Genomic DNA, 13,639 nt, shown 5'->3' with positions numbered 1-13,639 from the left:
AGGGATAGGAAAATGGCACACGTTACAATCGATTTTTATGAGTTATTAAAGAAAGGTGGAACATTATTACAATATCAGTTAAATAACCGTATTAAAAAAAGCTTAAATCAAATGTCCATCATTGATTTCACGACTTCAAAAACAAATCCATTAACAAACAAAATAGATCGAATTCAAACCTATACAGAGCAATTAAGTAATTATATGAATCTACCTACTAAAACAGACCTTGCAAATGCAACCCAATTAATTCTTCAATCAGAAGAAAAAATCGATAATCTTGATGATCAGTTATTTGAATTAACGACAATGATGAAAGAAGTCAAACAATTAATAGAACAACTAAACATGAATCCTTCTGATGATTACTCTAATCAATTGACAACTATTATTACTGAACAAGAACAACGTATTTCCACACTTCAAAATGAATTGACACAAGCAAAACAACAATTGGATTCACAAAAAGACGAACTCAGCTTTTCTACTTTTTCCAATCAGGCGATATAATATGGCAAAAAAAAGTATAGCTAAATTTATTCATACCTTATCGTACGATCCTGCCGTTGGACAGTCAGAAAAATATGCCATCTGGAAAAAAAACAAAGCAACTTTATGGTATTACCCTTCTAAAGAAAGAAAATATAAAGAGTCGATTTTCCTTATTTATTCGATCGTAAATAAACCATATATTCTTGATTTAGGTCCCTCCATGAGTTTAATTGAGGCATTTAATAACGCAGGGTATGATACGTATTTAATTGATTTTGGAATCCCTGCATATGAAGATCGTCATTTAACCATTGATGATTATATAACAAAGTATATTCAACCAGGTTTTAAACGAGCGATGCGACATGCTAATTCCGATTCCTTTACTGTCATTGGTTTTTGTTTAGGAGGAACACTTGCCAGCATATTTGCCGCATTAGATAATCGTTATATTAAAAACTTAATTCTTGCCGTGTCTCCAATTAATTTTTCCGATTTTCCGGACTATGATAAGTGGCTGAATGCCCTTCGCGAAAATGAACTGCACCTTGAGGAATTAATCGATAAAATGGGAATTGTTCCTCCTGAATCGGTTAAATATGGCACTAGGTTACTTGTTGCTCCCCTGTCATTCAGTCATTATTTAGCACTTTTGAATCGTTCTGGCGAAGATAAATACTCGGAAAAATGGGCAAGAATGAACAAATGGACACTTGATCATATCCCTGTAGCTGGTGCAACATTTAAACAACTTATGAATGACTATGTCAGGGACAATAAGATGATTGAGGGTGGATTAACAATCAACGGGGAAGAGGTTGATTTGGCGAACATTCACTCCAATTTACTCGTATTTTCCACCAAGAATGATCCACTTGTTCCAAGTTCTCTCTGCGAACCAATTATGGATCTTGTTTCAAGTCAAGATAAATCCTTTGTTTTATTTGAGGGCGGGCATGCTGGTCTCGTTGCGAGTTCCCATATGCCAGAACCAATGGAAAAGTGGCTGCAAGCGCACAGCACCCCCTTATAAAAAATTACAGACCCCATCAAATTAATAAAATGGGGTCTGTAATTTTTTATATTATATTTTAATAAAACTTTCTACTTTGTACTTTCAAATCTTTCCACAAACAATGCTAATGTTCTAGTCATAGCGCCTGTTCCGCCTGGATGTCCTAAATCAGTAGCTTTACTTTGGGTAGACGTTCCAGCAATATCCAAATGCACCCATGGTGTTTCCTCTGCAAATTCGCCGATAAAGGCCCCACCCATAATTGCATGACCAGCGGCACCTGGTGAATTATTTAAATCTGCAATCGGACTATTGCGCACTAATTTCTTATGACTCTCGAAAATAGGCAGTCTCCACATTTGTTCCCCTGCTTCATAGGAAGCTTCTAACACTTGTTCAAATAAAGATTCATTATTTGTCATTGCACCTGTCGTTTCCATTCCTAAAGCAGTAATTACTCCACCTGTAAGGGTTGCAACATCTACAAGGTAGTCAGCGCCATGATGTTTTGCGTAAGTTACTGCATCTGCTAAAACTAAGCGACCTTCTGCATCTGTATTTAATACCTCAATTGTTTTTCCACTCATTGATGTGATAACATCATCTGGTTTAAACGCATTACCACTTATCATATTATCAGTAGATGGAATAACTGCAACGACATTTTGTTCTGGTCTCAATTCTCCAATAATCTCCATTGCTCCAAGAACTGCTGCCGCACCGCCCATATCCGTTTTCATACCGACAATACCTGTTTTTGGCTTAATAGAATAGCCACCTGTATCAAACGTAATCCCTTTTCCGACTAAGCCGATGACATCTTCCCAGTTATCTTTTCCCTGGTATTTCAGCACAATCATTTTAGGAGGCTCTGTCGAACCTTGGTTCACAGCAAGCATTGCCCCCATACCAAGCTTTAACATATCTTCTCTCTCTAATATTTCTGCCTCAAAGCCATATTTTTCTGCTAATTCTAGTGCATAATTAGCTAGATCTGCTGCTTTTAACATATTTCCTGGCAAGTTAACTAGCGTACGTGCAGAATTTGTCGCCTGACCGTATACATACCCTACTGTTAGCGATGACAAAACTTCCTCTTGCTCTGCATGGCTATAAACCGTAATTTCTGTAATCTTTTTTTCTGGTTCATTTGATTTTTGTTTATAACCTGAAAACTCATAGGTAGCAAGACCAAACGCTTCACTGCATGCATGAGCAACATCTTGTGCATCATTTTCCTCTGATATAAAGGAATCTAAGTATACAGCTGTTTCCACCCACTTTTCACTAGTAATACGTTTGAAAGTTGCTCCAAAGATTGCTTTTAACTCATCAAAGGAAAGTTCTTTCTTTTTTCCTAATCCAACAAAAATAATTCTTTTTGCTCCAATTTTTCCAAAAGTATGTATCACCGTAACGGACTTTTTCTTTGCTGAAATATCTCCATCTTTTACTAAACTGGTTAATTCTCCTTCAAACTGTTCGTCTAGTAATTGCAGCTGACCTTCTAATTTAATAGACTTATCAAATAATCCAATAATAATACTTTCATGATTATTTTGAAAATCCCATTCTTTCTGATATGAAAACATAATCAATTCCTCCATTCTATTTCTTCTTCTATTATAACGAATTTATTTATCATTTCGTATATCTAATTAAATTTACATCATTCAATTCTAAATGATAAAGCTGCATTCCTAAAGATGAGCTATAATTTATTTTGAAAAACAACTTTCTTATAATAGATACCAAAATATAAAAAGTTTTTTCGAATTTAAGTAGAAAGCTCGATATTTGGTTATGTTATAATAAGATAAGTGGAAAAGCAAAGTGAGCATTGAAAATTGCTCTCGCCCATTTAAAAATGAATCGCATTTTGTTTTTCCATGGCTTTGAAAGCAAATAACACAGAATAAAATTCATTTTTACCCTATATCTAACTCCACTGTCTACCTCCTTATTTCCATTAATTCTCCTTATATGAAAGATTAATAATGCGTTAAATAAGGTATACATACTAAAAGTACATATTTTTCACAGAATGATGAGGTGTTTTTATGGAACTACTAGCTAACTTTCCTTTACTTGCAAGTTTGGCTGCAATCTTTTTTGCGCAATTTGTCAAAGTGCCAATCACTTATTTTGTTACGAAAAAAATTGACTGGTCTTTGTTAACAAGTACAGGAGGAATGCCAAGTTCTCACTCAGCAGCTGTAACTGCTCTGTCTACTGGTGTGGCTCTGCAAACAGGCTTTGATTCACCGATCTTTGCGGTTGCTGCTATTTTTGCGATAATCACTATGTTTGATGCTACAGGTGTTAGAAGACAGGCAGGAGAACAAGCAATTGTTTTAAATCGCTTAGTGAATGATTTTAATAAGTTTTTAAATGAAGCTAAAGGGTGGCAAAACAAACCAGAACAGGAAAAAAGAAAAGAATTAAAGGAATTGTTAGGACATAAACCGATAGAAGTATTTTTTGGTGGACTAACCGGAATTGTATTGACGCTTGTTTTACATATGCTAATTTATTAACCTTCTCTTTATGAATAAATCCAAATAAAAACTGCTTAAGCTATTCAAAAGCAGTTATATTTATTCTAAAAAAAGAAGGATATCCTAAAAATCAACTAACAATTTTTTGTTAGGACTTTGATTTTAGGATATCCTTTTTACTTGTTAATTAAGTATGTAATTATTTGTTTTCTGCTTTTGTATACTGTTGACGGAATACTTGCATAGATTCTTCTTCATTTAATGCACTTAACGTTTCTTCGGTTAGTTTGCCTTTGCCCATTTCCACTATGTATACATCTATTGTTTTCTTGCCCCATTGACTATATACATCTTGTACGGTTTCATAGTATAAATCTAATCTATTGCCATTAATGGCTGAACCAGTATCGGCGACAACTCCAAATCCATAATCAGGGATAAAAAGAATAGTTCCAATTGGAAATACACTAGTATCAGCAGCAATGGTACTATATAAATCTCTTTTTACTTTTACGCCTGAATAGGTAATACCGAATTGTGGATGGCCTGGGTTCTTGCCAGTTGACTCATATCCAGCCGTATAGCCTGTTGCGATCACTCGTTTTGTCGGATATTGTGACCAATCTTTCATATTTTCTAGTGAAGGTGGTTTACCTGCAACCTCTTTACTGGATGAAATTTGTGTTTTTTCCGCCAATGCCTTTTTAAAGCTTTTTAATGCTACACTCATTTGCTTTATTGTATGATCAATATGATCTGGATTCTTACTTACCTGAGCATGTTCGTTAGTACCTATATTTATTGAACTCGCCTTAACACCTGAAATCGATTGGAACGTGGTTAGTAGTGCTGCCATAAAAAGTAGAACCATTCCTACTCTTCTAAAAAACTTTTTATAAAAATTCATATTTTTCACTCCTCCCAAAACTATTCATTTCCCATATTCAAAGAATTTATTCATAAAAAGGTAAAAACCAGAACTTTCCCCCTAGTAAAATACCAAAAAAATACAAAAAAACATCGATTAGAAGCTTCTAATCGATAATTTCTACATTATTTTCCGAATTATACTATTACCAATAAAAGTTAAAAGTTGGAAATTATTTATTTTATAAAAATTTATGAGTAGGATGGTGGTCCTAGATAGCTTTCAAAATTGGAAGATTAAAAAAGTGAGAAATCATAATCATTATGATATGATAGCTTGTAGAACTGATCTTTATTAGGAGGGTTTAGGAAAATTGGAAGAAAATCAAACCATTTATGATATTACTGTTATCGGTGGTGGACCTGTAGGCATGTTCACTGCTTTTTATGGAGGGATGAGACAAGCAACCGTTAAAATCATCGAGAGTCTCCCTACCCTTGGCGGTCAGCTTACAGCACTTTATCCCGAAAAATATATATATGACATTGCTGGATTTCCAAAAATTCGTGCTCAAGAGTTAGTCGATAATTTAGAAGAGCAAATGAAAAAATTTGAACAGTCTATCGTACTAGAACAAGCTGTTCAAACAGTGGAGAAACAAGGTGACGGTATATTTAAAATTACTACCGATAAAGAAGTCCATTACTCCAAAACAATTATTATTACAGCTGGAAACGGAGCTTTCCAACCTCGTAAATTAGAGTTGGAACAAGCGAAAGAATATGAAGGAAAAAATCTTCATTACTTTATCAATGACTTAAATCAGTTTGCAGGGAAAAAGGTAATGGTGTTTGGTGGTGGAGATTCTGCTGTTGACTGGGCATTAATGCTAGAGCCTATTGCGGATACTGTTTATTTAGCACATAGACGTGATAAATTCCGTGCACATGAGCATAGTGTAGAAAACCTTAAAAATTCAAAAGTAAACATCAAAACTCCTTATATTCCTTCAGAGTTAGTAGGAGATGAGGAAATCAAACAAGTGATTCTTGAAAATGTAACAACACAAGAAAAAGAAATTATTGATGTAGATGCAGTTATTGTAAACTATGGATTTGTTTCTTCTTTAGGCCCAATTAAAGAATGGGGCTTTGAGATTCAAAAGAACTCTATTGTTGTTAACAGCAAAATGGAGACAAATATTCCAGGTATCTATGCCGCTGGAGACATATGCACATATGATGGAAAAGTGAAATTAATAGCTACAGGTTTTGGCGAAGCGCCTACAGCAGTCAATAATGCTAAAACATATATGGATCCAAAAGCTCGAGTACAGCCTCTTCACAGTACTTCTTTGTTTAAATAACCTTTTCTAAAGACTAATGATAATCAGTTGTTTTCTCTCAATGGTTTGGAAAACAACTGATTACATTCAGTCTTTTTTATTAAATAAAAAAAACCGCTGTGTCATGAAGACCAAAAGGTGTTCATGACACAGCGGTGTTCAACTTTTAAAGCTTTGTTCTTAACACTCTTCTGGTGTTCCAGCCACTTTCGCTGTACGGAAAGAAGACCCGCAGCCACAAGATGCAATCGCATTAGGATTGTCGATGGTGAATCCGCCGCCCATTAGGGATTGCTTGTAATCAATTTTTGTTCCTTTTAAAATAGGGCCATCGTTTTGATCAACTAACACACGAATGCCATATTGCTCAAAAAGTTGGTCATTTTCTTCTTTATCCGGTGAGAAACCCATTCCATAAGATAAACCACTGCAGCCTCCACCTTTTACTGCTACTCTTAAGTAGGAACCTTCTTCATCGTTCGCCTTCATCATTTCTTTTATTTGAAGAGCAGCGGCTTCTGTTATGTGTACAATTTCTTCTGTCACTGTTCATTCTCCTTTCGTCCTGTTATTACTTCTTATTATATTATATACCGCTAATCAAAACTACTCAACTGAAGGGACCTGTGTAAAACATGGTAACAAAACAGGTCTATGTGATAATCTACACGAACATTTTTCAAGTATTTTCGATTAAAACATTATTATCGTTTACTGTTCCCACTTTGAAGAAATCCCTTAATATAATATAGACTTTTCACCTATCTGTAAAATTTTTATAGGGAATATTACTCACGATAAGGTATAATAAAATATATAAATATCTAGCCTTTTTACCTAACAACAAAGGGAGTGAGAAATTTGAACAAAATCGAACCGTTATTTGATAAGCAATGTACCTGTTTGCTTTGTCACACTAAATTTACAACAAAAAAATTACGTTCAAGATTTGTCAAATTGAAAAATTTAGATACAGATTTCTTTCCTGTCTATGCTGAGCATAATCCACTCCTTTATTACATAAATGTCTGTCCTGCTTGCGGGTTTTCTTTTAGTGATGATACAGTTTCTTATTTTTCTCCAGAAAGTAAAAGGATACTAATCGAAAAAGTATGTTCCCAATGGATTCCACATTCCTTTGGAAAAGAACGTAACATAGAGGATAGTATTAAAACATATAAATTAGCTGCTTATTGTGCTTCTTTACGGAAGGATAAGCATATTACCCTTGCAGGACTCCACCTGCGGATTGCATGGCATTATCGTATGTTAAATAATCATAAACAAGAGAGGCGTTTTATATCCCTTGCATTATCAGAATATGAAACTTCCTATTCTGTTGGTGACTATCAGGGAACTCCTGTTTCAGAATTAAGAACCATTTATTTAATAGCAGACCTTTCCAAGCGGACAGATAATCTAGAAAAAGCTACAAAATATTATTCGAAAGTAATCGAGCAGCAGAGTAGGACAGTGGAAACACAAATTGTCAAGCTGGCAAAAGAAAGCTGGCAGGAAATAAGAGACAGGCAAAAAACCTTCATCTAAAAACCGCTTATATCAGTGAATTAATTTTAAACACACTGATATAAGCGGTTTTATGTTGGATTTGCCTTCAAATATTGATAGATATTCTCAACAAGCTCGTTTACATCTTTCCCTTTGACTACTTCACCATCTACTAACGCAAATAACGAATCGCCACATTGCCCACAATAACTTAAACACCCATAGTCAATCACATCTAAAGAATCATCCTGTTCAAGACATTCTTTCGCTTCATATGCGCCTGATGCTAGGTTACTCGCACAAAATTCAATTAGCGGTTTAAACAAACATCTCACCTCCCTCTGAATTATACAGGTTTTTCTTAGTGTTGAACGCAAAAATTGTCTGATTTCATACTTCCTTTCTTATCTGTAAGGAGAAAAGTCATTTTCCTTCTATAATGAAGAATAAACAGTCCTAACCTTTTAATATACTCTAAAAGGAGCAGATCTAAAATTACGAACTAATTTTTAAAGAATAGATTTTCTCATGAGCACAATAAGGGGGAAAAAATGAAAAAATTAATAATATTAGGCGGCGGTTATGGTGGTATGCGTGTTTTATCCTCTATCATACCTCATTTACCATATAATTTTATGGTCATATTAATAGATAAAGTCCCATTTCATTTTCTAAAAACCGAATATTATGCTCTTGCAGCTGGCACTGTACTGGATAAAAGCCTACAAATCCCTTTTCCTAAACACCCTCAAGTAAGCATGATACAAGCAGAAGTGGAAAAAATTGATTTGGAAAACAATAAAGTTTGGTTAGCGGGAAGAAATCTGATCGATTATGATGATTTGATTATTGGACTTGGCTGTGAGGATAATTATCACCTAGTCGAGGGAGCTAAAGAAAACACTCATAGTATTCAAACCATCAATAAATCTAAACGAACACATAAGCATCTCCATAGCTTGCCTCAAGGGGCAAAGGTAGCGATTATTGGCGGCGGCTTAAGCGGTGTTGAATTAGCAGCAGAATTAGCTGAAAGTAGCAGCCTGCAAATAACACTATTGGATCGTGGAAATACCATATTATCTTCTTATCCTAAAAAAGTAAGAAACTATGTAGAACGATGGTTTACAGATAAAAAGGTTAATCTTATCAAAAATAGCAACATTACTTGTATAAAAAAAAATACAGTTTATAATCATGGAAGCCCCCACCATTATGACTGTATTATTTGGACAGCTGGCATTCAACCAAATAAAATTGTGCGAGAACTTGACGTGGAAAAAGATAAAAAAGGACGCATTATCTTATCCAAGCATCACCATCTTCCTGATAATGAGCATGTTTTCGTAGTTGGTGATTGCGCAAGCCTTTCTCATCCCCCCAGTGCACAGCTTGCAGAAGGACAGGCAGAACAAATTGCTTTTGTTTTAATATCTCGATGGCAAGGAAAAGTACTACCCAATTATATGCCGCCAATCAAGCTGAAAGGAGTCTTAGGATCATTAGGGAAAAAAGCCGGTTTCGGCCTTATTGCCAAGACTGCTTTAACAGGAAGAATTCCACGCTTAATTAAACATGGAGTGTTATGGAAAGATAAAAATAATAAAAATAAAATTAATCACTAGTAAAAGAAAATGAGCATGTCATAAATATTCCAGCTTTAGATAACGCCGGACAACAGAAAACTACCAATAACATTTCCTATTGATTTTGTATGGATAACAAGAGTTATAGTTATCCTTCTAGACTGAATATACTTCCTATTCGATCGATAGTGATGTGTATTCAGTCTACTCCCTTATTACTTAAGGAATGAATACACTTTAACCATTAAGCACTAGTATAGCCGTATTTCTCAAATTCCGCATAAATTTTCTTCAACTTCGGATTACCTTCGCCTACAATCTCTCCCTCAATTACTACTACTGGATAGAATAAATCTTCCTCTATAATTTTCTGACAGAATTTATTTTTATCTTCCGTATAATTTGCTTGAAAAATATCATAATATTTAATCTGAAAAGTCTGCTCTGGAAATTTTCTACTTAATGCAGCTTGGAGCCATTCATATGTGTCCTTAGAAGATGGCAGGTTAACACAGCTTGCACAAATTTGTTCTGCACCATAAATACTAACTTCAATTTCCTTTTTCAAATAAACTCTCCTCCATTGGATAGACAAGCTTGCCTATCCTTTATTTTTCCATAATTATAGGGTTTTTATTATATATCCATTTTTTGTTTATTTAATTCGTGTTTCTTGATTATAGATTTTTCATCCTAATGTGATTATAATAAATAATAGGAAAGGAGTCGATATGTATGCAAGAAGTGGAAATGAAAGAACAAGTCCAAGAAGTACTAGATAAATTACGTCCATTCCTTTTAAGAGATGGTGGAGACTGTGAATTAGTGGATGTAGAGGATGGCATTGTAAAACTACGCTTGTTAGGTGCTTGCGGAAGCTGCCCAAGTTCTACTATTACTTTAAAAGCTGGTATTGAACGTGCGTTATTAGAGGAAGTACCAGGCGTTTATGAAGTGGAACAAGTATTTTAATTTTTTATGAGAAAATACAGAAAGAGGATGCAATCGCATCCTCTTTCTTTTTTATTTAACTTCTGTTGCAAGTGCTCCGGAGCAAGTACTCCCTTTCTTGTCTATTTCCAAGGGGAGGAAACGCATATCAGGTAATTTCACTGCTAATCCATCTATTAACGTATTCATTTTTCCAGGTTCTACAAAACATAACACTGTCGGTCCCGCTCCACTTAAAGCCACTCCATAAGCACCTAGATCGCAAGCATGCTCTTCCATGATCTCTAAGTGCGGTACTAACTCTTTCCGATATGGCTGATGATACTTGTCTTTTTTCATCATTTTTCCTGCAAGTTTGCTATTGCCTGTAAGCAGTGCTGCAACTAATAGATTAGATATTGCACCTGCTGAAACAGCTTCAGCAAAAGAAAGAGAGTTCGGTAAAACTCCTCGAGAAGACTTTGTTAATAGCTCTTCTTCTGGAATCACTGCTAGTACTTCCAAGTCTATCGAATGAATAATTTCTGCATCTACTTCTTCTCCTAATTGACAACCAACAACTAATCCTCCGAAAATACTTGCCCCAACATTATCTGGATGCCCCTCCATTTTGGAGGCAATTGCAAATTTCTGTTGTTTAGTCAGTTGTAAATTACCGACTTGATCTGCTAGTTCAATTCCTGCGACAATAGCGGAGGCACTAGATCCTAGTCCTCTTGCTAAAGGAATATTACTATCCACTTTTATTTGACATGGAGGAAGAATAGTATGAAATGATTCCGCCACCTCGATCGCTGTTTTAATAATGAAATTACTTTCATCACTAGGAAATTCCTTCAATTCCTCTGTTAACGGAATAACCTCCCAACAGTCACTTTGAACAACTTCCAATGATAAATATAAATTTAATGCTAGTCCAATACTATCAAAGCCTGGCCCGAGATTAGCAGTACTCGCTGGGACTTTAATTAGCAGCATCTCTCCTTCGTTCATATATGAACGACTCCCTTAATGTGATTAGCTACTGCTTTTTCATCATTAGGCAGTACTACTGGCTTAATTGGACTTACATCGATCGCTGTATTCGGATCTTTCAAGCCATTTCCTGTAAGAATCGCTACTATTCTACTTCCTTTAGGAATTTTTCCATTTTGAATATGCTTATAAACACCGGCAATCGATGCACAAGAACCTGGCTCAGCAAATACCCCTTCTTTTGCAGCAATTGTACGATATGCAGCAATAATCTCTTCATCTGTTACTTCATCAATAATTCCCTTGGACTCTTCTTGTGCTTGAACAGCCAGCTGCCAGCTAGCAGGGTTACCAATTCGAATGGCAGTAGCAATTGTTTCTGGATTCTCAAATACGCGATTATGAACAATCGCTGCTGCTCCAGCCGCCTCAAAGCCATGGATTTTCGGTAGTCCAGTCTGCTTTTTTTCGTGATATTCTTTAAAGCCTTTCCAATATGCACTAATATTTCCGGCATTACCAACAGGAATTGCCAATATATCTGGCGCTTCTCCTAATTGGTCACAGACTTCAAAAGCAGCTGTTTTTTGTCCTTCTAAACGATACGGATTCACTGAATTAACAAGTGCAACGGGTTCTGTTTCACTAATTTTTCGTACCATTTGTAATGCTTGATCGAAATTCCCTTCAATCGCAATAATCTCAGCACCATACATAACGGCTTGTGCCAATTTTCCCATCGCAATTTTTCCTTCTGGTATAACGACAATACAGCGCATCCCTGCACGTGTAGCATAGGCAGCAGCTGCAGCTGACGTATTTCCTGTAGAGGCACAAATAACGGTAGAGTTTCCCTCTTCCTTTGCTTTAGCTACAGCCATGACCATTCCTCTATCTTTAAAGGAGCCAGTTGGATTAGTTCCTTCCGTTTTGACAAATAGCTCGACGCCCCATTCCTCAGACAACTTTTCCAGCTTAATTAAAGGAGTGTTTCCTTCATTTAGTGTTAACATTGGTGTCGATTCATTTATTGGTAAATATTCTTTATATTCTTCTAAAAGACCCTTCCATCTCATTACTTTGTTCCTCCTTCAACTCGATAAGAACTTTTAACTGTTCGAACAGATGATAAGTCCCTTAATTCTAATAAAATATTCTCATAGTTTAATAAAGACGCATGGTGTGTTACTAAGACTATTTCTGCCAATCCTTTTTCCTTTACTGGTAACTGGAGGATTTTCTCAAAGCTGACTCCATGCTGGGAGAAGATGGATGTAATTTCTGCAAATACTCCAACCTCATCCACTACTTGCAGACGTAAGAAATATTTAGAAAACATTTCGTCTGGCTCTTTTAGCTTCTTTTTAAATTGTGGAGCAATTGCACCTTTTCCATTAACGCCCAAGCGCATATTTTTCAAAACATTAACTAGATCCGATACAACGGCTGTTGCAGTTGGTAAGCTTCCGGCACCAGGACCATAAAACATCGTTTCTCCTACCGCTTCTCCATATACATACACAGCATTATACTCATTATTAACAGCTGCCAATGGATGGCTGTCGACAATAAAAGTAGGCTGGACACTAACTTCTACTTTTTCTTCCTGCCTTTGAGCAATGCCAATGAGTTTCATTGTATATCCTAACTGCTTTCCATACTGTATATCGTCATCTGTTACATTCGTTATGCCTTGTACCTTTACATCTTCCAAGCCAATATTCATTGAAAAGCCTAATGTTGCCAAAATAGTCATTTTTCTTGCTGCATCCAGCCCTTCGACATCAGAAGTGGGATCACTTTCCGCAAAACCTAATGCTTGCGCTTCTAATAGAACATCCTCATACGGTCTTTGCTGTTGACTCATCTTTGTTAAAATAAAATTAGTTGTCCCGTTCACAATTCCCATTAATTTAATGATACGGTCAGAAGCTAACCCGTCTACTAAACCTCTTAGAATAGGAATTCCTCCAGCAACACTTGCCTCATAAAATAAATCACAATTATTTTGGGAAGCAGCTTGCAATAGCTCTGCTCCATGTACTGCCATTAAATCCTTGTTTGCCGTTACTACTTGTTTTTTATTTTTTAAGGCTTTTAACAGGATGTTCCTTGTCTCTTCAATCCCACCCATTACTTCTATTACCACATCTATTTCAGGATCATCTAATATATCATTAGCCTCAACTGTTAAATGAATATCATCTGTAATCTCTACTTCTCGTTCTTTCTTTACATTCTTGACGAGAATTTTTTTTACCTTCACTGGACAGCCGACTTGATGCATAATTTTATCTTGATGATTCTCAATAATTTTTACAACGCCCGATCCAACAGTTCCTAATCCGAGTAGTCCAATTGAGATTGCCTCCATCTGTTTACCTCCCGTTGATGTTCTTT

The 13,639-nt window shown here is 35.7% G+C and carries 15 protein-coding genes; 7 read left to right on the top strand and 8 right to left on the bottom strand.

Annotated features, from left to right (window positions below; all coding sequences use genetic code 11):
* Positions 1–12 precede the first annotated feature (12 nt).
* Together NiCM35_RS07225 and NiCM35_RS07220 are read left to right on the top strand one after the other, a co-directional pair.
* On the top strand, positions 13–510 hold the full coding sequence (locus NiCM35_RS07225; protein ID WP_095330529.1) for a hypothetical protein: 498 nt from the start codon (positions 13–15) through the stop codon (positions 508–510).
* A 1-nt stretch (position 511) separates the two neighbouring features.
* On the top strand, positions 512–1,525 hold the full coding sequence (locus tag NiCM35_RS07220; RefSeq protein WP_095330527.1) for an alpha/beta fold hydrolase: 1,014 nt from the start codon (positions 512–514) through the stop codon (positions 1,523–1,525).
* Positions 1,526–1,596: 71 nt separating this feature from the next.
* Here NiCM35_RS07220 and NiCM35_RS07215 read toward each other — a convergent pair whose 3' ends face one another.
* Positions 1,597–3,099 (bottom strand): leucyl aminopeptidase, encoded by a 1,503-nt coding sequence (locus tag NiCM35_RS07215; RefSeq protein ID WP_095330525.1) that lies wholly within the window; start codon positions 3,097–3,099, stop codon positions 1,597–1,599.
* Between the two features lie 468 nt (positions 3,100–3,567).
* Between NiCM35_RS07215 and NiCM35_RS07210 the strand changes: the two genes are divergently transcribed.
* Positions 3,568–4,044: a divergent PAP2 family protein gene (locus tag NiCM35_RS07210; protein ID WP_095330523.1), complete on the top strand. Its 477-nt coding sequence runs from the start codon at positions 3,568–3,570 to the stop codon at positions 4,042–4,044.
* Between the two features lie 160 nt (positions 4,045–4,204).
* Here the strand turns inward: NiCM35_RS07210 and spsC are convergent, their stop codons facing one another.
* Positions 4,205–4,912: a stationary phase survival protein SpsC gene (spsC, locus tag NiCM35_RS07205; protein ID WP_433779045.1), complete on the bottom strand. Its 708-nt coding sequence runs from the start codon at positions 4,910–4,912 to the stop codon at positions 4,205–4,207.
* A gap of 334 nt (positions 4,913–5,246) precedes the next feature.
* Between spsC and NiCM35_RS07200 the strand changes: the two genes are divergently transcribed.
* Complete coding sequence (locus tag NiCM35_RS07200; RefSeq protein WP_095322188.1) at positions 5,247–6,239, top strand: NAD(P)/FAD-dependent oxidoreductase; 993 nt, start codon at positions 5,247–5,249, stop codon at positions 6,237–6,239.
* A 159-nt stretch (positions 6,240–6,398) separates the two neighbouring features.
* Here the strand turns inward: NiCM35_RS07200 and NiCM35_RS07195 are convergent, their stop codons facing one another.
* Positions 6,399–6,764 (bottom strand): HesB/IscA family protein, encoded by a 366-nt coding sequence (locus NiCM35_RS07195; RefSeq protein ID WP_082138323.1) that lies wholly within the window; start codon positions 6,762–6,764, stop codon positions 6,399–6,401.
* Between the two features lie 315 nt (positions 6,765–7,079).
* Here NiCM35_RS07195 and NiCM35_RS07190 point away from each other — a divergent pair, with 315 nt between their 5' ends.
* The gene (locus NiCM35_RS07190; protein ID WP_047942234.1) at positions 7,080–7,766 is read left to right on the top strand and encodes a DUF2225 domain-containing protein; all 687 of its coding nucleotides are present in this window, start codon (positions 7,080–7,082) and stop codon (positions 7,764–7,766) included.
* Positions 7,767–7,816: 50 nt separating this feature from the next.
* On the opposite strand, the gene NiCM35_RS07185 is transcribed toward NiCM35_RS07190, so the two are convergent.
* A complete protein-coding gene (locus NiCM35_RS07185; RefSeq protein ID WP_047942235.1) occupies positions 7,817–8,053 on the bottom strand; it encodes a DUF1450 domain-containing protein in 237 nt (78 codons plus the stop codon).
* Positions 8,054–8,278: 225 nt separating this feature from the next.
* Between NiCM35_RS07185 and NiCM35_RS07180 the strand changes: the two genes are divergently transcribed.
* Positions 8,279–9,352, top strand: coding sequence for an NAD(P)/FAD-dependent oxidoreductase (locus tag NiCM35_RS07180; protein WP_433779041.1), 1,074 nt, complete (start codon positions 8,279–8,281; stop codon positions 9,350–9,352).
* A gap of 205 nt (positions 9,353–9,557) precedes the next feature.
* Here the strand turns inward: NiCM35_RS07180 and NiCM35_RS07175 are convergent, their stop codons facing one another.
* Complete coding sequence (locus NiCM35_RS07175; RefSeq protein WP_047942237.1) at positions 9,558–9,881, bottom strand: YuzD family protein; 324 nt, start codon at positions 9,879–9,881, stop codon at positions 9,558–9,560.
* Between the two features lie 167 nt (positions 9,882–10,048).
* On the opposite strand from NiCM35_RS07175, the gene NiCM35_RS07170 reads away from it, so the two are divergent.
* Positions 10,049–10,285, top strand: a complete 237-nt coding sequence (locus NiCM35_RS07170; RefSeq protein ID WP_047942238.1) for a NifU family protein — start codon at positions 10,049–10,051, stop codon at positions 10,283–10,285.
* Between the two features lie 51 nt (positions 10,286–10,336).
* Here NiCM35_RS07170 and thrB read toward each other — a convergent pair whose 3' ends face one another.
* From thrB to NiCM35_RS07155, 3 genes are read right to left on the bottom strand one after another with little or no spacing between them, the layout of a single operon-like run.
* Positions 10,337–11,257, bottom strand: a complete 921-nt coding sequence (gene thrB, locus NiCM35_RS07165) for a homoserine kinase (protein WP_095330510.1) — start codon at positions 11,255–11,257, stop codon at positions 10,337–10,339.
* A complete protein-coding gene (gene thrC, locus NiCM35_RS07160) occupies positions 11,254–12,315 on the bottom strand; it encodes a threonine synthase (RefSeq protein ID WP_095330509.1) in 1,062 nt (353 codons plus the stop codon). The genes thrB and thrC overlap by 4 nt, the downstream gene beginning before the upstream one ends.
* Entirely contained in the window at positions 12,315–13,613 is a 1,299-nt protein-coding gene (locus tag NiCM35_RS07155) for a homoserine dehydrogenase (protein ID WP_095330508.1), read from the bottom strand. The genes thrC and NiCM35_RS07155 overlap by 1 nt, the downstream gene beginning before the upstream one ends.
* Positions 13,614–13,639: the final 26 nt, after the last annotated feature.

The sequence above is a fragment of the Niallia sp. M35 genome (assembly GCF_050971705.1).
Lineage (GTDB): Bacteria > Bacillota > Bacilli > Bacillales > Cytobacillaceae > Niallia > Niallia circulans_A.
This window is presented reverse-complemented; position numbering and strand designations above follow the sequence as displayed.